The organism is Enterococcus sp. OL5 (genome assembly GCF_006491895.1).
Lineage (GTDB): Bacteria > Bacillota > Bacilli > Lactobacillales > Enterococcaceae > Enterococcus_D > Enterococcus_D innesii.
In genome coordinates this window covers 39,713-58,335 of the sequence record NZ_VHIL01000011.1, presented here as the reverse complement: position 1 = coordinate 58,335, position 18,623 = coordinate 39,713, and the positions used below count along the sequence as shown (strand labels likewise).

Annotated in this window: 17 protein-coding genes and 2 pseudogenes; 9 read left to right on the top strand and 10 right to left on the bottom strand. The window is 44.5% G+C overall.

The features are described 5' to 3' along the window. Positions 1-53: 53 nt before the first annotated feature. Positions 54-1,247: a toxic anion resistance protein gene (locus tag FJU10_RS12935; protein WP_005233515.1), complete on the bottom strand. Its 1,194-nt coding sequence runs from the start codon at positions 1,245-1,247 to the stop codon at positions 54-56. 96 nt (positions 1,248-1,343) lie between these two features. Then, the gene (locus FJU10_RS12930; RefSeq protein ID WP_008379306.1) at positions 1,344-1,985 is read right to left on the bottom strand and encodes a 5-bromo-4-chloroindolyl phosphate hydrolysis family protein; all 642 of its coding nucleotides are present in this window, start codon (positions 1,983-1,985) and stop codon (positions 1,344-1,346) included. 218 nt (positions 1,986-2,203) lie between these two features. Between FJU10_RS12930 and FJU10_RS12925 the strand changes: the two genes are divergently transcribed. Together FJU10_RS12925 and macP are read left to right on the top strand one after the other, a co-directional pair. Continuing rightward, positions 2,204-2,782 carry an NUDIX hydrolase gene (locus FJU10_RS12925; RefSeq protein WP_008379307.1) on the top strand — a complete coding sequence of 193 codons (579 nt, stop codon included), beginning with the start codon at positions 2,204-2,206 and terminating at the stop codon, positions 2,780-2,782. After that, complete coding sequence (gene macP / locus FJU10_RS12920; protein WP_005233519.1) at positions 2,775-3,071, top strand: cell wall synthase accessory phosphoprotein MacP; 297 nt, start codon at positions 2,775-2,777, stop codon at positions 3,069-3,071. The genes FJU10_RS12925 and macP overlap by 8 nt, the downstream gene beginning before the upstream one ends. A 57-nt stretch (positions 3,072-3,128) precedes the next feature. Here macP and FJU10_RS12915 read toward each other — a convergent pair whose 3' ends face one another. After that, positions 3,129-3,731, bottom strand: coding sequence for a class I SAM-dependent methyltransferase (locus tag FJU10_RS12915; RefSeq protein ID WP_140966111.1), 603 nt, complete (start codon positions 3,729-3,731; stop codon positions 3,129-3,131). A 152-nt stretch (positions 3,732-3,883) separates the two neighbouring features. On the opposite strand from FJU10_RS12915, the gene FJU10_RS12910 reads away from it, so the two are divergent. Genes FJU10_RS12910 through FJU10_RS12900 form a run of 3 tightly spaced genes read left to right on the top strand, consistent with a single transcriptional unit; the run spans position 3,884 to position 5,486 of the window. Beyond that, positions 3,884-4,579 (top strand): 5'-methylthioadenosine/adenosylhomocysteine nucleosidase, encoded by a 696-nt coding sequence (locus tag FJU10_RS12910; RefSeq protein ID WP_005227823.1) that lies wholly within the window; start codon positions 3,884-3,886, stop codon positions 4,577-4,579. Positions 4,580-4,622: 43 nt separating this feature from the next. After that, entirely contained in the window at positions 4,623-5,186 is a 564-nt protein-coding gene (locus tag FJU10_RS12905) for a cysteine hydrolase family protein (RefSeq protein ID WP_005233527.1), read from the top strand. Next, positions 5,187-5,486 (top strand): hypothetical protein, encoded by a 300-nt coding sequence (locus FJU10_RS12900; protein ID WP_008379310.1) that lies wholly within the window; start codon positions 5,187-5,189, stop codon positions 5,484-5,486. 50 nt (positions 5,487-5,536) lie between these two features. Here FJU10_RS12900 and FJU10_RS12895 read toward each other — a convergent pair whose 3' ends face one another. Further along, on the bottom strand, positions 5,537-7,429 hold the full coding sequence (locus FJU10_RS12895) for a M13 family metallopeptidase (protein ID WP_140966110.1): 1,893 nt from the start codon (positions 7,427-7,429) through the stop codon (positions 5,537-5,539). Between the two features lie 140 nt (positions 7,430-7,569). Here FJU10_RS12895 and FJU10_RS12885 point away from each other — a divergent pair, with 140 nt between their 5' ends. Together FJU10_RS12885 and FJU10_RS12880 are read left to right on the top strand one after the other, a co-directional pair. Then, complete coding sequence (locus FJU10_RS12885) at positions 7,570-8,109, top strand: C39 family peptidase (RefSeq protein ID WP_005233534.1); 540 nt, start codon at positions 7,570-7,572, stop codon at positions 8,107-8,109. Positions 8,110-8,180: 71 nt separating this feature from the next. Further along, positions 8,181-9,146: a ribose-phosphate diphosphokinase gene (locus FJU10_RS12880; RefSeq protein WP_005233536.1), complete on the top strand. Its 966-nt coding sequence runs from the start codon at positions 8,181-8,183 to the stop codon at positions 9,144-9,146. A gap of 77 nt (positions 9,147-9,223) precedes the next feature. Here FJU10_RS12880 and FJU10_RS12875 read toward each other — a convergent pair whose 3' ends face one another. From FJU10_RS12875 to FJU10_RS19850, 3 genes and pseudogenes are all read right to left on the bottom strand, one after another. Next, a complete protein-coding gene (locus FJU10_RS12875; RefSeq protein ID WP_140966109.1) occupies positions 9,224-10,243 on the bottom strand; it encodes a LacI family DNA-binding transcriptional regulator in 1,020 nt (339 codons plus the stop codon). Between the two features lie 107 nt (positions 10,244-10,350). Next, positions 10,351-11,832, bottom strand: a pseudogene (locus FJU10_RS12870) (family 65 glycosyl hydrolase domain-containing protein); the annotation flags it as partial. A gap of 107 nt (positions 11,833-11,939) precedes the next feature. Continuing rightward, positions 11,940-12,614, bottom strand: a pseudogene (locus tag FJU10_RS19850) (glycoside hydrolase family 65 protein); the annotation flags it as partial. A 251-nt stretch (positions 12,615-12,865) separates the two neighbouring features. Between FJU10_RS19850 and FJU10_RS12865 the strand changes: the two are divergent. Continuing rightward, positions 12,866-15,040 carry a PTS transporter subunit IIBC gene (locus tag FJU10_RS12865; protein WP_086316620.1) on the top strand — a complete coding sequence of 725 codons (2,175 nt, stop codon included), beginning with the start codon at positions 12,866-12,868 and terminating at the stop codon, positions 15,038-15,040. A gap of 93 nt (positions 15,041-15,133) precedes the next feature. Next, positions 15,134-15,964, top strand: coding sequence for an endonuclease/exonuclease/phosphatase family protein (locus tag FJU10_RS12860; protein WP_140966108.1), 831 nt, complete (start codon positions 15,134-15,136; stop codon positions 15,962-15,964). A 56-nt stretch (positions 15,965-16,020) separates the two neighbouring features. Here the strand turns inward: FJU10_RS12860 and FJU10_RS12855 are convergent, their stop codons facing one another. The 3 genes from FJU10_RS12855 to FJU10_RS12845 form a co-directional block, all read right to left on the bottom strand. Continuing rightward, positions 16,021-16,461, bottom strand: coding sequence for a hypothetical protein (locus tag FJU10_RS12855; RefSeq protein WP_140966107.1), 441 nt, complete (start codon positions 16,459-16,461; stop codon positions 16,021-16,023). Continuing rightward, a complete protein-coding gene (locus tag FJU10_RS12850) occupies positions 16,454-17,227 on the bottom strand; it encodes a MurR/RpiR family transcriptional regulator (RefSeq protein ID WP_140966106.1) in 774 nt (257 codons plus the stop codon). The genes FJU10_RS12855 and FJU10_RS12850 overlap by 8 nt, the downstream gene beginning before the upstream one ends. A 63-nt stretch (positions 17,228-17,290) precedes the next feature. Beyond that, complete coding sequence (locus FJU10_RS12845) at positions 17,291-18,622, bottom strand: 6-phospho-alpha-glucosidase (protein WP_008379332.1); 1,332 nt, start codon at positions 18,620-18,622, stop codon at positions 17,291-17,293. Between the last annotated feature and the right edge of the window lies 1 nt (position 18,623).

Sequence of the window (18,623 nt, the reverse complement as noted above, 5' to 3'; positions counted from 1 at the left end):
TTTTCAAAAAAAGAGGACTCCGGGAATGGAAGTCCTCTTTTGATAGGTGAAATTTACTTGTTGCTAGTTAAATCCAATAAGCGGTCTTTCAAGTCTTCTTCTAGATGACCTAATTCCACTTCGGCAGCACGACGTTTTTCTTTTCCTTCTTTTTGGATCCGTAATGTTTCTTGGATCGTTTCCACAAGGTCGTTTTGTGTTTTTTGCAATGTTTCGATGTCGACGATGCCGCGCTCGTTTTCTTTCGCTGTTTCAATAGCAGAAACTTTCAACATTTCTGAGTTTTTCTTCAATAGATCATTGGTGGTCTCAGAAACTTGGCGCTGTGCCGTAACTGCATCTTTTTGACGCAATAAAGTCAAGGCAATGACCACTTGGTTTTTCCATAGTGGGATCGCTGTATTGACAGAAGCTTGGATTTTTTCTGCTAACGCTTGGTTCGTGTTTTGGATCAGGCGAATTTGCGGTGCCTGTTGGATCGTGATTTGACGTGCCAAGCGCAAGTCATGGGTCCGTTTGTCTAAACGATCTAGGAATTGCGTATAATCGTTGGCGATCTGTACGTCCATTTGATCATTCGTTTCTTCTGCTTTTTTCATGGCTTCAGGAATGATTTTGGTTTGCAATTCTTGCATCTTCAACTCGCCAGCGGCAATGTAGATGTTCAATGCATCGAAGTAATCTTTGTTCTTTTGATACAACTGTTCCAACATCAGGTTGTCTTTTAGCAAACCGTCTTTTTCTTTATCCAATTTGACGGCGATCTTGTCGATTTGGGCACCGATTTTTTGGTATTTAGCGGTGATTTCAAAAATGGATTGTTTTACTTTACCAAACATCCGCTTGAATAAGTTGCCTTCACCTGCACGCAGTTCATCTGGATTGGCTTCTTGCAAGCGATACATCAACTCAGTCAATGAGTCGCCCACAGGGCCGATATCAGCTGCTTGGACATGGTTCAACATAGATTGGGAAAACTCCCCAAGTTTGGTTTGGGCAGCTGCACCATAGGTGATGACTGCTTGCTGGTCAGTTGCATCGATCTTGCTGGCTAATTCTTGGGCCTGTGCTTGACGCTCTGGCGGTAATTTGTCAATCAAACGCGGTGCTGTTTGCTGTTCTTTCAGCTGACTGATCTCCGCTTGTTGAGTAGTGGTCAAAGTGTCGACAGGGGTTGAAAATGGGTTGTTCAATAAATCGTCAAGCGTATCCGTTACCGGTTTTACTTGATTTGGTGTGTCACTCATAATAACTCCTCCTAATAATTGTCTGCTTTCGAAAAAAATCTAGCCTGGGCTAGATTTTTTTTAGATTCTTTTTTTGTTGCCAATCAGAATCTATCCCTATTCATTATCTCGTTTTATGCTTTGTTTGGCAATGGATAACTCAATATCCATGTCATCAAGATCGTCTGCTACAAATTGGGAGTAGTCTTTGGCGATCAAGGAAGCCATTTGCTCGATAATTTGTGTGCTTTCTTCGATTTTATCATAGGTCTCACGACTTTTGATCTCATGGCTATTGATTTCAATGAACTTATCGGTCAAATCGACCATATTGGGCAAGTGGGTATAAAGGAAATGACTTGCCAAAGGCAGTTTAGTTGGTTCTTTTACGAGTTCTTTGAAAAGAGCTTTTGAGGCACGCAAGGCATCGTGACGCAAGTCAATGGCTTTTAACTTGTTATTGCTAGTGATATTTTTTTGGTATTTATCGATTTGGTGTTTCGTCTGATTCATCGTTTCACGGAACAATTCGATCTCACGAGCAGTCATTCCGCTCTTCAAGTAATGGGCTTCTCGTTCTCTCGTTAAAGAAGGCAAAACTTGTGGATCCGCTGCCGGAACTTTACGTCCTCTGATACCGACGTAGACTAAAATTGCACCGACGATTAATAATAGGCTCGCAAATGAATCGCCTACTACGTTAAAAATAATACTGATGAGGACGATCGCACCAACGATCAGCCAGATGTTTTTTTTCATTTTTCCTCCTCCTAAAAATCTCTTGGACAAGTAGATTGGGTTATTCGACATCTTTATTTTAGCATGTTCACTAAAAGAAAAATATCAGACTTGGGGTGGATTTTCCGATTTTTAGTAAATTCATAAGCTTTCTTGCCATTTCTTAAGAAGATATTTTTTCTAAATTATGCTAAAGTGTTTGATAGATAAGACGTATGAGGAAAGTTAGGTGTCGATAGATGTTAGAATTTAAAGATTTTGAAGAAAAAACGATCCAACGGAATGAAATTTTCCATGGCAAAATCATTGATGTGGTAGTTGATGATGTCTCCTTGCCCAATGGTGGAACCAGTAAACGCGAACTAGTCTTCCACCCAGGTGGGGTGGCCGTGATCGCCTTGACGAGTGAGAACAAAATGCTGTTCGTTCGCCAATTCAGAAAGCCATTAGAGCGAGTGATTTTAGAGATACCAGCAGGCAAAATCGATCCAGGAGAAGGCGCACGTCCAGATTTGACTGGCGCCCGGGAATTGGAAGAAGAGACTGGCTATCGCGCAAAAACGCTAGAGCATGTTTCTTCTATGTACCTTTCACCAGGCTTTGCGAATGAAATCTTGCACGTCTATTATGCGAAAGAGCTGGAAAAAGTGGCAAATCCCTTACCGCAAGACGAAGACGAAGTGCTGGAAGTCTATGAATTGAGCTTAGAGCAAGCACAAGCCGCTATCGCTGATGGAACGATCTGTGATGCGAAGACCGTGTTTGCGATCCAATTTTGGGAGTTGCTGGAATTGAAACGGAGGAACGGACTTGCCTAAAGAACCATTGATCACCCGCAGTGAACTTCGACGCCGACGCGAAGAAGAACAAGCGGCGTCTGAACGTAATCAGCAAATCGTAGAAAAGCAAAGCAAGAAAGAATGGAAACAAAAAGAAAAACAAATTGATAACCACTACCGAAAAGTGCGCAAGAAAAACAAAGAAATCACGAAGACCCGTGCCGGTGAGAACCAGAAATCTCGGGATCTGAACCGTTTTTTAATGAAAGCCATTGTGATCGTCACTTTATTGTTAGTCGTCGTCGGTTTGGCGATCTTTTTGTTGTGATTCATCTAGTACTAAGAAAAAGCCGCCCCTGCATCTTCTGCAAGTGCGGCTTTTTTGTTATTCGGTCGGCTTTTTCAAAATAGCTAAAAACATGGCCGCTGGCTGATTCATGAACAAATGATCCGCTTCATGAAAAACGGTAAAGGAAGTGTCGGTAAACCCAATCGCCTCTGTCAGTTGAGTCAATGCAGCAGGGTCAAACCCATTATGAACCAGCGGGTGAGACACGGCGGGATTTTTGAGGAAATCCACTAGGTAAAGGGTTCCTCCTGGCTGCAGCAAGGCGTATAGTTTTTCCATCATAGCGGCTGTGTCAGGAATATGCAGCAAGACGAGGGATAGCAGCACAGCGTCTGCTTTTGCTTGTAAGGATTCTTGCAGCAGATCGTGGACAGTTGCAGAAGCATTGGCCAGCTGCAGTTGGTTGATTTTTTTTTCAGAAACCTCGATCATGCCAGGGGCAGTATCCCAGATGGCTAAGTGCTGGACATAAGCTGCTAAGGGCAGACTTACTAGGCCGGTACCGCCGCCGATATCGATCAGAGTTTGGTGCTGGTTGTCTTTAAAATAAGTTTCAAGGGTTTGGGTGACTAATTGTGCTAACGCGATCCGTTCAGGGGTATCGTATTTTGCTGCCATGGCGTTGAAAATTTCAGACATAAGTGCCTCCTTTGATAATGACAAAAAACTGTTCGTTTCGTCAAAACTAGTTTATCATGAAAGGAGAAAAAACACGTCAGTAGATACGTGGGAATTTCTGTTGTTTTTCATTTTAAAGGATGAAAAATAAACGAGAAGCAGGAGGCAAACACATGAAAATTGGTATTATTGGTGCAATGGAGGAAGAAATCAAGGCGTTGCGGGAACAGTTGATTTCACCGCTTTCTTGGGAACGCGGCGGCGCACTATTTATTTCAGGAAGTATCGGCAATCATGAAGTGATCGTCGTTCGTTCAGGTATTGGTAAAGTTCTGGCATCGATCACCACTAGTTTACTGATCCAACAATACGGGGTCAATATGGTGATCAATACTGGATCAGCTGGTGGGATCGGTGCCGGTTTACAAGTAGGGGATTTAGTGATCTCAGATAAAGTGGCCTATTTTGATGTCGATGTGACTGGCTTTGGTTATGAATATGGCCAGTTGCCTGGTGGGATGCCTTTGTATTATGAAGCCAGCCGCTATTTGATCAGTGAGATGACGAAAGCCGCAGAAGCGACCCATCATACCGTGAAAAAGGGACTGATCGTTACTGGTGACAGCTTCATTCATGACCCGCAAAAAGTACAGGAGATTTTAGGACATTTTCCAGATGCCTTGGCTTGTGAGATGGAAGGAGCCGCGATCGCACAGACCGCGCAGCAATTCAATATTCCTTTCTTGATCGTGCGCGCGATCAGCGACACCGCCGACCACGCAGCAACCGTCTCTTTTGATGAGTTTATCTTAGAAGCTGGCAAGCGTTCCGCTGAAATGGTCTTGGCATTCGTTGAAACATTAAAGTAACTTAAAAAACAGGAGAGCCGATCCGTAAGAGGAGGAAGGAAGCATGAGAGCATTACTATCCATTGATTATACGTTTGATTTTGTTGCAGATGAGGGACGATTGACGACGGGTGCTGCTGGGCAAGCGATTGAAGCTGCCTTAGTGGCTCGGACGCAAGCCTTTATCGAAGCCGGTGAGTATGTCGTTTTTGCCATTGATCGTCATGAGGAAACAGACAACTATCATCCTGAAAACCGCTTGTTCCCACCCCACAATCTTGCGGGCAGTGCGGGGCGACATCTTTATGGTCGTTTAGCCCCGCTTTATGAAAACTATCAGGATGCGCCAAATGTCTATTGGATCGACAAGCGCCATTACTCAGCGTTTAGTGGTACCGACTTGGACATCCGACTCCGGGAAAGAGGGATCACGGAATTGTACCTGACCGGCGTTTGTACCGACATCTGTGTCTTGCATACAGCAGTGGATGCCTATAATTTAGGCTACCAACTGGTGATCGATGCAGATACCGTTGCCAGCTTTGACGCGGTCGGACATGAATGGGCACTACGCCATTTTGAAAATACCCTTGGTGCGAAAATCATTTCTGCGAAGGAGGAAGCATAAATGGGATGGATGGATCAATTAAAAGCAAATTTCAGTTTCAGTGAACTGACTAGCCTTTATCAAGCGTATCAAAAAGGGAATCTTGATGTGAAGGCGTTGTTGAACAATGACTTCTTACAAAAGTATACAGATTTTCAGAACTTGGATGAGTTTATGGCTAAACTAGGAATCCAGAATGAAAACCAAATCTTCGACTTTCTAAAAGACCGCCCCAATCGACAAAAAGCCGATCAAGTCGTCAATGAGCATTCTCAATTCGATTCTGTGATTAGTATGATGAAAAAAGCTTTACAGAAATAAACAATTGGCGAAGAAAAAGCGCAAGCAGAAAAATCTGCTTGCGCTTTTGTTTACCAGATCTGCACACGATCTTCTGGTGCACGATACATAGGGTCACCAGGTTTGATATCAAAGGTTGTATAAAATTCATCGATATTTTGGACTTGGATATTGGCCCGTAGTTTAGCTGGTCCGTGGACATCGATCGCCAGTAAGAGCTGTTGGTATTGTTCTTTGGCTTTTGTACGCCAAATCTTCGCCCAATTGGTGAAGAAGTCTGTTAAAGAAACATCGCTTTCTTTTTGCGCTGCTTCTAGCGCACAGCTTAGTCCGCCTGCATCGGCGATGTTTTCAGAAACAGTCAATGTTCCGTTGACGGTACCGCCGGCAAAGGGCAGGCCATCAAACTCGTCGATCATCGCTTGAGCTAAGCGTTCAAAGTGTGCCAAATCTTCTTCTGTCCACCAATTGTTTAAATTACCATATTCATCAAATTTTGCCCCGTTGTTGTCAAAGGCGTGGGAAATCTCATGAGCAATGACCCCGCCGATCCCCCCATAATTTGCGCTGGTGGATTGCTCCAAACTATAAAAGGGCGCTTGTAAGATTGCTGCTGGGAAAACGATCACGTTCTTAAATGGGTGATAGTAGGCATTCACGGTAGCGGCGGACATTTCCCATTCCTCGCGATCCACGGGCTGCTGCCATTTTTTGAAGGTATCTTCTCGGAACAAACGATTGAAATGAAGGGCATTTGCCAACAGACTTTTCTCTTCATCGGTATGCAATTGATCATAAATAGCAGGAACTTGATCAGGGTACCCGACATGGATGCCTAAACGATTCAATTTGATAATCGCTTTTTGGCGGGTTTCTTCACTTAACCACGTGTTGTTGCGCAAACGATCTTGGTAGACAGCAATCATTGTTTCCACCATGTGTTTGACGTCTTTTTTCGCCATTTCCCCAAAGTACTTGCGTCCATAATAATCACCGATCACTTGACTAAAATGACCCATCGTTAAGTAATAAGCCGCTTTTTGTTGGGGAGCCGCTTCATCGATCCCTGATAAGTAGCGACTGTAGGTTCCGCCTAACTGACGCAATTCTTCACTCAGATAGCTAGTATAGCGCAAGCTTTGGTTGACGATCATCCAGCCTTTCAAGAGTTCAAAATGGCTATCAGAAACAATAATGTCAAAGGCTTCAAAGTAAGCGGGTTCCGTTACGATCAGCTCTTCTGGTGTACCTGGTAAAAGGGCTGTCAAGAGTTGTGTAAAATCGATCTTGCTAGCTTGCTTTGCAAATTCCTCCAAGGAGCGAGGATTGTAGTTTTTACTATAATCCGCACTTTCTTCCGCACTGCGGACATGAGGGGCGATCAATTTATCAAATGCGATCGCTTGCTCTACCATCGATTCCGCTTCTGCTTGGTCTTTTCCATAAGCAACTAAAACGTTGACGGCCATCTCAAAGTAGACTTGCAGCATTTCGCCTGCTTGGGGATTTTCTGTGTAATAGGTTTTATCCGGCAAAATAGTAGCAGGCGGATAGACCGACAAAGTATTCATTTGCGCATTTTTCATGTCTGCATCGACATCCAGTTGGAAAGGCAAGGCAATGCCATCTAAAACGAAACTTGCCAGTTGCTGATTCAATTCCTCATAAGAACGCAACGCTTCGATTTTTGCTAATAGTGCATTTGCTTCAGTAGCGCCAGCTGCCTCTCGTTGGGCAAAATCGCTGGCTAAGCGGTAAAAAGCCACAGCATCCTTCATGCGGCCTTTTGGCGTAGCATGGGGATCGTGTGCCATATTTTCAAATTCTGCGATCATTAAGGAATCGATTCCGTCAACGAGATCTTGGAATCCACCCGTAGCGGGTTTATCTGCTGGAATAACAGCGGTCTCCAGCCACTCGCCATTTACATAGTCATAAAAATCATCTTTTAACAAGGTTGTCATGTCTTTCGCTCCTCTCGCTTTCTACTATTATGAAACAAAATCTGTAAGGACGCAAAGAAAAGTTTTCTAGACGAAAAAGGGTTTTGATCCAAGTAGGAGGAGAATCTAAGGTATAATAAGAAAAAAGGCAGGTGAACGAGATGGAACAAGTAGAGTGGAAAGGGATCGCCGAAGAGCGGTTTCGTCCGTATAAGCAGTGGGTCACTCCTTCAGGGTATTTATGCGGCACCTATGCGGCAGCCGTCTTTTTGGCCTACTATCAAGATTACATCGATGAAACGATCATCCCGAAAGCGTTTCGCCGAAAAAAACAGCGGGATCTGACAGTAGTGACGGAAATGCTGCGTGTGCTGATTCAGCCTCATGGGTTGCCGACGATCGCTTGGCAAGTCAGTCATGGTTTGACTCGGTTTTTCGATCAATTCCAATTGCCTTACCGCGGACGTGCGACCGTTGTTGGCGGTTGGCATCGAGCGTGCAAACGAATCGACGAAGGCAAACCGGTGATCATCGGTATTTTGAAGCCTTTAGGCAGTACATATGGCAATCATTGGGTCGTGGCTTACGCCTACGCCGAAACCGCCAGCGGAGAACGCTATTTTAAAGTTCATGACAACTGGGGCAACTACAAAAAAGTAATTCCCGCCAGTTGGGTAAACGGTACCGTCACACTTCCTTGAACGAGACGGTTAAAAAAACAGTCACTTTGTGCTAGAATAGAAGAAAACAACCACATTCATTGGAGGCAATCATGGGCGAAAGTTATAAAGATAGTTCGTTGAAAATTTTTAGTTTAAATGGAAATTTACCATTAGCAGAAAACATTGCGAAAGTTTTCGGTACAGAACTAGGGAAGTCAAAAGTGACACAGTTTAGTGATGGAGAGATTGCCATCAATATTGAAGAAAGTGTGCGGGGCGACCATATTTATATCATTCAATCGACGAATGAACCCGTCAATGATCATTATTTAGAGTTGCTGATCATGATCGATGCGATGAAACGGGCTAGTGCGAAGACCATCAATGTCGTTTTGCCTTATTACGCATATGCGCGGCAAGACCGAACCGCCAACCCGCATGAGCCGATTACTGCAAAATTGATTGCCAATATGCTGGTGGAAGCAGGGGCTTCTCGGATCTTGACGCTTGATCTGCATGCCGTCCAAGTTCAAGGATTTTTCGACATCCCAGTGGATAATCTCTTTACGATCCCATTGTTTGCTCATTATTATCGCGAACAAAAAATGACTGGTGACGACTATGTCGTTGTTTCACCAAAAAACAGCGGTGTCCAACGGACCCGTAGTTTGGCAGAATACTTAGATACAGCGATCGCGATCGTCGATCAAGATGAAGCCGATGGCGGCTATGTGATTGGTGATGTCGTTGGGAAAAAATGTATTTTAGTTGATGACATTTTAAATACCGGCCATACATTGGCAAAAGCGGCAGACTTGTTGAAGGAAGCTGGTGCCAGCGAAGTGTATGCTTGTGTGTCTCATGCCTTACTTTCGCCGCCAGCTAAAGAAATTTTGGATCAATCAGCGATTGAAAGGATTTGTGTCACCGATTCTTGTTGGACCAGCGAAGAACGCCATCCAGAAAAACTGCACTACATTTCTTGTGCTGAATTGATGGGGGAAGCCGTTCGCCGCATTCACGAAAATACACCAATGAGTCCATTGTTCCGCCTGGAAAGCAAAGAGTATAAATAATAATATGAAAAGCACCCGCTATCCTTAGGGACAGCGGGTGCTTTTGCGTGTGGGGGAAGTGGACCAAACACAGTGGATCAGTTCAACTGATTGCGGTTCAAGACCGTTTCTCGTTTGATCAGCTTATGTGGTACGACCAGCTGTACGCCGTTTGAATCTTCATGATTCAATTGCACCATCAGCCGTTCGGTAGCGATTTTTCCTAAGGACAACACGTTGATATCGATACTAGTCAAATACGGGTGTGTCAAAGTAGCAAAGATCGAATTATTGAAACTGATGATGGATAAGTCATCCGGGACTTTGTAGCCATACATCGTCGCTAATTGAATGATCCGCACAGCGAACAGATCATCGATCACGACGATGGCAGTTGCTTGGGATTCTTTGATCGTTTCTTCAAACGTGACGTAATCTTCCGCTTTTTCAAAGGTCAATGCTGGATAAAAGGGGAGATTTGCCAGCATCATGGCTTTTTGGTAGCCGAAAAAACGTTCGAAATACAGATTTTCATGGGTCGTATTAGTAGCAAATAGAATCTTCGTATGCCCTTGGGCGATCAGATGCTCGGTTGCTTGCTTGCCTAACAACTGGTTGTCATTATCGACAAAAACGATTTTGTCTTCATTGCTGTATGGTTGACCAATCAAGGTAAAGGGGACTTCTTTTTCGACCAGATAATCGATGATGGGGTCTTTTTCATCGGAATAGACCAAGATAAAGCCATCTACTTGTTTTTGCAAGTGCATTCGTTCCACGTTTTTTAGCAACGTAGTAAAATCACGGGCGGAGGCGACGGCAACTGTCATTTGATGATGACGGGCCTCTTCGTTGATGGCCTCGATCGTTTCTAAATAAAAGGGGTTTCCTAGTCGTTCTTTCGAATCAAGGGGCGGCAAGATCACGCCGATGGCACTAGATATCTGTTTGCCGAGATTTCGAGCCGCAAGATTGGGGACGTAGCCCATTTCTGCCATTACTTTGCGTACTTTCTTCTTAGTATCTTCAGAAATGCTGGGATGATCGTTTACGACACGAGAAACCGTGGATGTAGCGACGCCAGCCTTTTTGGCGACATCTTTGACCGTAATGCTCACTGATTTCCCTCCTTTTTTAGCTTATAGTATCACAAAGTGTCGGCACAAGGGTAGAGCCAATCAAAAGAAAGAAGAAATGCAGACATTTCTTCTTTCAGAAGGCTTGTTTAGCTAATCGCTGTACTGATTTCGTCTTCTAAAACATAGTCTTTGCCATACACCTTGATTGGCAATGCCTCACCGCTGATTTTTTTCAAAGTCACCGTCGACTCATTGACGGAAACAAAGAGCAGACGTCCACGATAGTTGATGTGGAAGGCATAGCGGCTCCACGTTTTAGGTAAGAATGGCGCAAACCCTAAGTGGTCGTGATCGGTTTTCATTTGAGCAAAGCCTTGAACGATCGCTAACCAGCTGCCGGTCATAGAAGTGATGTGCAAGCCATCATCGGTATCATTGTTGTAATTGTCCAAATCAAGACGAGCAGTCCGCTCATACATTTCCAACGCTTTTTCTTCCATGCCTAATTCCGCTGCCAAAATCGCATGGATACTTGGGGAAAGGGAAGATTCATGCACTGTCATCGGCTCATAGAAATCAAAGTTCCGTTGTTTTTCTTCTTTGCTGAATTGATCGCCGAAGAAGTAGATCCCTTGCAAAACATCGGCTTGCTTGATAAAGCAAGAGCGCAAGATATGATCCCACGACCAATTTTGGTTCAATGGTAAATGTTTTGGATCAAGATCGGAAACGGGCATCAAGTCTTTGTCTAAGAAGGTATCATGCTGGACGAAGACTCCAAGCTCTTGGTCTTCTGGGAAGTACATATTGTCGATGATGTCTTGCCATTTGGCTTGCTCTTCGTCAGAGATCGTGACAGCCGCTTCGTCTTTGAAGGCTTCATAGCTGGCTAAGGTATAAGCTAAGACCCAAGTAGCCATTTTATTGGTGTACCAGTTGTTATTGATATTGTTTTCGTATTCGTTTGGTCCAGTGACGCCATGGATCATGTATTTTTGCTGACGTTTTGAATAGTGGACACGATCTGCCCAGAAACGTGAAATCGCGCTTAACACTTCTAATCCTTCTTTTTTCAGGTAACTTGTATCGCCAGTATAATTCGTATAGTTGTAGATGGCATAAGCGATGGCACCGTTTCGGTGAATTTCTTCGAAAGTGATCTCCCACTCATTGTGGCATTCGATCCCAGTGAAGGTCACCATTGGGTAAAGGGCACCTGCTAAGCCTTGTTTTTGCGCATTGATATGGGCTTGCGGCAATTGGTTGTGACGGTATTTCAACAAGTTGCGGGTCACTTCTGGTTTTGCTAATGCCAAATACAATGGGACTGCATAGGCTTCGGTATCCCAGTAAGTCGCACCGCCATATTTTTCACCAGTAAAGCCTTTCGGTCCAATGTTCAAGCGCTCGTCTTCGCCATAATAGGTTGAAAACAATTGGAACAGGTTGAAACGAATCCCTTGTTGCGCCGCAGCATCGCCTTCAATGATCACATCGGCTAAATCCCAGCGGGCTTTCCAAGCAGCGACTTGTTCTGCACGCAACGCATCATAATCTGCTTTGTATAAAGTGCCTAATTCGGTGACTTTTGCTGGATGATCATGAGCGGGAACATCACGACTCGTAACGATCAAGACTTCTTTGATCAATGAGAAGGTGTCACCGGCTGCCCCAGAAAGGCAAAGGTATCAGCGACGCAAAGTTCGCTTTTCACGGAATCAATCGGTGTTTGGCTATGACGCATAGCAGAAGTGACAGTAAAGCGTTCAATGTCAAAATTATTTTCTACGGTCCGAGTCGTCAAGTAATGGAAGGTTTCGGTTTGGCCATGAGCTAATTCTTCCCAGAAACGTTCGTCGTAGTTGCTGTCTTCGTTATGGACGTTGTTATCTAGTTTAGAAATGACTTTGATCTCAGCGTCGCCTTCAATGATCTCAGCATCCATCTTAATGAGGGCAAGTTCACGTTTTACGATGCTCAAGAAGCGTTCAAAAGAGAATTTAACCGTTGCACCTGCTAAAGTCACAGTATAGTTGCGGCGTAAAATCCCAGTTTCCATGTCTAGTTCTAAATGGAAATCACTTGGGCTGATTTTTGCTAAGTCGACTAATTGGTCATTGATAAATAGATCCATTGCAATAAAGTTGACCGCATTGATCACTTTGCCAAAATAGTCAGGATAGCCGTTTTTCCACCAGCCAACACGGGTTTTGTCTGGGTACCAGACACCTGCGATATAGGTACCTAAGTGATGATCGCCGCTGTATTGTTCTTCGAAGTTGCCGCGCATTCCCATGTAGCCATTCCCGATGCTTGTTAGCGACTCTTGCAGTCGACGATTTTCTTTATCTAAGGTAGATGTCGCGATTTTCCATGGATCGATCTCGAACAATCGTTGGATTTTTTTCATGAAAGTCCCTCCAGAATCTTTTTGATATCTCTATCATAAGCGCAAACGATTGCATCGTCAAGTGAAAGTTGTTGCGTTTAAAGAATTTCCTATTAGGAAACATCGAGAAAGAGAGATTCAGTTATATAAAGGTGAAAAAGCGAATAGAATCCCTTTTGATATTTCTGGGTTTACAAAATCTTTTTTCTCCGTTAGAATGAAATTATTAAGAAACCGATTGCGTAAATCGATTCAGGGAAGGAAGAAGGAAGATGAAAAAATTATTGAGCTTCGAATTTTGGCAAAAATTCGGAAAAGCGCTAATGGTGGTTGTCGCTGTTATGCCAGCCGCTGGTTTGATGATCAGTATTGGGAAAACGATCCCAATGATCAATGCCGACTGGGCATTCTTGATCACCACAGGAGGCGTCATTGAAAACATTGGTTGGGCAATTATTGGTAACCTGCATTTATTATTTGCATTAGCTATTGGTGGTAGTTGGGCTAAAGAGCGAGCTGGTGGGGCATTTGCTGCCGGGATCGCCTTTATTTTGATCAACCGGATCACTGGTTCGATCTTTGGCGTGACGAGCGCGATGTTAACCGAAGAAGGCGCCTTTACCCATACGTTGTTTGGGACAAAGATCATGATCGACGGTTTCTTTACTAGTGTATTAGAAGCACCTGCTTTGAACATGGGCGTCTTTGTCGGGATCATCGCAGGTTTTGTGGGGGCAACAGCTTACAACAAATACTATAATTTCCGCAAATTACCGGATGCGCTTTCCTTCTTTAACGGCAAACGCTTCGTCCCTTTCGTGGTGATTGCCCGTTCAGTAGTCGTCGCATTAGTGTTATCGATCGTTTGGCCCTACATTCAGGCCGGCATCAACAACTTCGGTTTATGGATCGCGCAATCACAAGAAAGTGCGCCCGTTTTAGCACCTTTCTTGTTTGGAACCTTGGAGCGGCTGCTCTTACCATTCGGGCTGCATCATATGTTGACGATCCCGATCAATTACACCGAATTAGGTGGAACCTACACAATTCTTTCTGGGGCACAAGCCGGCACCCAAGTCTTTGGACAAGACCCATTATGGCTTGCTTGGGCAACGGATCTAGTGAATATGCGCAATGCTGGCGATACGTCACAATATCAATTTTTATTGGAAAACTTTGTTCCTGCCCGCTTTAAAGTTGGACAAATGATTGGTTCATCTGGGATCTTGATGGGCTTGTCTTATGCCATGTACCGCAATGTCGATGCGGACAAACGGCACAAATATACCTCTATGTATTTATCAGCTGCCATCGCTGTCTTCTTGACAGGGGTAACAGAACCGTTGGAGTTCATGTTTATGTTTGCTGCCGTACCGCTTTACATCGTTTATGCAGTCGTACAAGGGGCGGCATTTGCGATGGCGGATATCGTCAACTTACGGGTCCATTCTTTTGGGAATATCGAGTTGTTGACACGTACCCCAATGGCGATCAATGCCGGCTTAGGACAAGATTTGATCAACTTTGTGTTAGTGACCATCGTCTTTGGTGTCGGGATGTATTTCTTGGCAAACTTCTTGATCAAAAAATTCAACTTTGCAACACCAGGTAGAAACGGCAACTATGAAACAGAAGGGGCCAGCGATGCGCCAGCAACTGCTTCGGCGGATGGCAACTTGAACCCAGATTCACAAGTCGTGAAAATCATTCATTTATTAGGTGGACGTGAAAATATCGCCGACGTTGATGCATGTATGACCCGTTTACGAGTTTCTGTGAAAAATCGGGAAGCGGTCGGCGATGAAAAAGCGTGGAAAGCCGCAGGGGCTTTAGGCTTGATCGTAAAAGACAACGGTGTGCAAGCAGTCTATGGACCGAAAGCAGATGTCTTAAAATCAGACATTCAAGATATCTTAGATTCTGGTGTCACGATTCCCGAACCGACTGCTAGTCAAGCACCAGCTGAAACCACTACCCATCAAAGCCAAGGCGTGACAGCTGAACTAGCTGCCGTTGCCACTGGAGAAGTGATGCCGATCACCTCTGTCAAAGACCAAGTGTTTGCGGAAAAAATGATGGGTGACGGTTATGGCGTGCGTCCAGAGCAGACGACAGTTGTCGCACCAATCAGCGGGAAAGTCACCAACATCTTCCCAACGAAACATGCGATCGGCTTGCTTTCTGATGAAGGCATCGAAGTATTGGTTCACATGGGCTTAGATACCGTTGACTTAAACGGTGCACCCTTTACGGTAGCTGTCACTGAAGGACAACAAGTGGCGGTCGGTGACAAGTTAGCGGAGATGGATCTCGCTGCAGTAAGTGCTGCTGGCAAAGACACCACCATCGTTGTAGTGTTGACCAACAGCGATCAAATCGATTCCTTTGAATTGACCCAAATCGGCAAGCAACAAGCAGCCGCAGTTGTTGGAATCGTAAAACTATAATAAAATGACAAGCGGGTCGACTCTTTTGTTGACCCGCTCTCTTTTATTTTTAAAAGGAATCGTACAAGCAAACCGAGAGAAGGAGCCTTATTCATGAAGGTATTAACATTGAACACCCATAGCTGGTTAGAAGAAAATCAGTTAGAAAAATGCAAAATGATCGCACAAGAGATTGCAACAGGCGACTATGACATCATCGCCTTGCAAGAAGTCAACCAAACGATCGCTGCTCAAACCATCGTTCCTGATGGGCTTTATTGCCCGACAGATACGCTGGTGGAAATCAAGGAGGACAATTTTGCTTTACGCCTAGTGGAAGAACTGCAACTGTTAGACTGTGACTACTATTGGTCATGGACCTACAGTCACGTAGGCTATGACATTTACCACGAAGGCAATGCCTTATTGTCCAAACAGCCCATCATTGCCAAAGAATATCTTGCTTCACAAGCCACGGATGTCTGGGATCATACCACGCGCAAAAACCTGAGCGGCGTGACTGAAGCCGATGGGCAGATCGTACAAGTCGTTAGCTGTCACTTTTCTTGGTGGCAAGACGGTAAATTTGCCTACGAGTGGCAACAGACAGAAGCATTTTTAGCAGAACGGGCAGATACCTTATTGATTCTAGGAGATTTCAACAACGATGCCGCCAGTTCTGGTCATCAACTCGTCCTTGACAGCTCCTTACAGCTGCAAGACAGCTTTTTAACGGCTGCTGAAACGATTGGTGAAGCCTCTGTCGTTAAAGCCATTGATGGTTGGCAAGACAATCGAGAAGCATTGCGGATCGATTATGTTTTTGCATCTAATGACCTGCAAGCAACGGAATATGAAGTCGTTTTTGACGGAACGCGTACTCCAATCGTCAGCGATCACTTTGGAATCAAAGTGGTTTTTGCTTCAAAAACAGATCCAAACTAACATGAGCTACAGCAAAAAAGCAGCGCCAACCGGCACTGCTTTTCTTTTTGGGGAAGTTAAATCGCTGATCGAACAAGGAGGAAAAAGAATAAACTCAATAAAAGAATGAATGCTAATGTCCCATAGGTAAAACTCTTTTCGCCCCAGGTTGCGTTTTCCTCCTGACTCGAAAGACTTCTTCTTGTAAAAAAGACGAGTCCTGCGCCGATGACATTCGCTGTCAGTAACTGCTGGAAGAAGATCAAGAATAAATACTGTCCCAAAAGGCCTTTTTTACTCATGGAAAACCGTTGAATAAAGTACAGGCAAGCCCCTTGCAGCAAAAGGAGACTACTTAACAAGACCCCTAAAGCGGCTAACGGTTGCGAGTTGAGGTACTGGGCAAAGGTCATCCCATGGTTGAAGGCAGTCAAGGAAAGATAAAGATAGTAAGCACCGGCGATCAAAAGCCAATAAATCAGTAAAATCAATGGAAACGCCCATTTTCGTTTAGTCATGGTTGCCCTCCTGTAAAGTGAATAGTCCGTAGGAACGGATCAAATAATCAATCAAGCAGCTCAGTCCGATCAAAGACTGGCTAGGGATTTTCTTGCGACCGATTTGAAAAAAATCGCAATAATAGGTCAGGTGAAACGTTGAATGGCGAGCAAAATAATTATCTCCTGGCGCACTCAATGTCAAAACGGGAATCTGACGAATCGCAAAAGTCGTCAGATTCTCTTTGACGTTTTCTGTTTCGCCGCTCAGTGAGGCGATGATCACACAATCTTCGGCAGTGATCATCGGCATGACCATATCAAATTCCGTTTTGTTCGGCAATACGATCACTCGTTTTTCCATAGAAAGCATCATTTTGGAAAACTCCTCCAGTGCTTTCTTTTGGGAAAACCCAGTTGGGTAGCAGTAGATGGTTTTGCTGCGGTCAAACAAGTGGTTGAGGGCAGCTAAGTCTACCGTTTTTACATAGTTGAGGGTGGCGAAAATATCCTCTTGTTGCTTTTCAAAAATCGTTTTTTGCTGCGAAATCGTTGTTGCCTGTTCTTGCTGATGCCGTAGAAAATATTTGAACTCGGAATAGCCAGAAAAACCAAGTTTTTTCGTCAACCGTAAAATAGAAGACTTTGAGACGTGAACCTGCTCGGATAGCTCGACGATCCCCATAGATAGAACGGTATCGCCGTGGGAAAGAATATAGTTCAGAATGCCACGATCAAGTTCACTTAACTCTGCTTGGTGCTGTTGAATCAAATACTGTAATTTCACAAAAACCCCTCCTTATTGATTAAGTATAGCTGAAAAGCCAGGAGGGGAGGCGAAGAACGCTGGCTAGTGTAATTCTGGCCAAAAGGCTTGATTTGCTTCGATCAATTCATCGAGTAATTCTTTGGCTACACGGGCATTTGGGACCACTTTTGAAAGAATCAGTGCTTGCCACAGCTTCTGGTAAGAACCCTCTGCCCAAGCTTCCACGACTAATTTTTCTACGGCGACTTGTTGTTCCATCAATCCTTTTTGGAAGCGAGGGATCTTGCCTTGTGTGATTGGTTCTGCCCCGTTACTGCCGACGATACAAGGCACTTCCACCATTGCCTGTTCATCAAAGTTGACGATCGCTCCTTCGTTAGGCACGATCAACAGCATTCGTTCTTGCGTGTTATAAGCAATCGCTCGTGCAAGGTCAACAATGTAGCTGGCGTGTTCATCCACTTCAAGCGTGGTGTCAGTCGCTGTCTGGTTTTCTACGATGCGTTGGCATTCACCAAAGACGTGTTTTTCGCGACCAGCCATGACTTCATTTGCCCGTGTAAAAGATGGGTTGGTGTGCGCCACTTCATCTTGAGGGAAAAAGTAATACTTCAAGTAGGTATTTGGCAAAGTGGATGGATCAACCTCGTACACTTCTTTTGCTTTGGCAAAGGTGTGCATCCAGCTGGCATCAGCATGTTGGCTCGCTTCGATTTCTTCTGGCAATGAATAGCCGTATTTTGCTACATGCGCTTGGATCTGCGGCAGCAAGTCATTGCCAGCTTTGTCTCGTATATCTGTCCACCAGCCAAAGTGATTCAAGCCATAATAGCGAACGACCAATTCTTTGCGAGAAGCTAAACCGATCGCTTGCGCCATCCGTTCTTCGATTCCCACTGGCATATCACAAATATTAATGATCTTAGCATCAGGGCGCAATTTACGAGTCGCTTCTGCGACGATCGCTGCAGGATTGGAATAATTCAACATCCACGCATCAGGGGAATATTTTTCCATATAATCGACTAACTCCAATACACCGCCGATAGAACGCATCCCATAAGCGATCCCGCCAGGACCACAAGTTTCTTGGCCGACCACACCATATTTCAAAGGGATTTTTTCATCCTTTTCGCGCATCGCATACAAGCCAACTCGGATATGCGCCATCACAAAATCGACATCCTGAAACGCGGTTTCGGGATCAGTGGTTGCTAAAAAGCTGATTTCGGGTGCGCGTTCTTTCAATAAAATCTCGCAAGCTTGTGCCACTTTTTCTTGTCGTTCTTCCAAATTGTCGTAAAACTTGATTTGGCGAATCGGGAAACGATCCAAGTGTTCTAAAAGCATCAAGACGATTCCAGGGGTAAAGGTACTGCCGCCTCCAGCGATCACGATTGAAAATTTTTTCATT